Here is a 253-nt window from a genome sequence, read left to right as displayed (position 1 = left end):
CTCCAGGGCCTGTACGAAGTACAGCCCGGTGAACATCCGCGTACCCGTGACGCCGGCCTGGACGTTGCGGCGCTGCGAGGTGGCGACCGCCGCGTCGAGGGTTTGCTGCACCGCCTCGGCGTCCCCGGCGATCGTACTGCGGCTCCGATAGACCAAGCGGAACAGGTCGGTCTCGTCGGGCGGTGTCATGCCGCCTCGCGCGCATCAACGAACGACAGGAACTCGCCGAGCGGCAGCGGGCGGCTGACGTGGT

Annotated in this window: 1 protein-coding gene; it reads right to left on the bottom strand. The window is 69.6% G+C overall.

The window, feature by feature from the left end:
* Positions 1 to 189, bottom strand: a 189-nt coding sequence (locus AC0IY0_RS28870; RefSeq protein ID WP_471766492.1) for a BLUF domain-containing protein, incomplete at its 3' end; no start/stop codon positions are given.
* Positions 190 to 253: the final 64 nt, after the last annotated feature.

Source organism: Methylobacterium sp. AC315, from assembly GCF_979253755.1.
The sequence above is the reverse complement of the archived record's forward strand: the minus strand, read 5'-3'. Positions and strand labels throughout refer to the sequence as shown.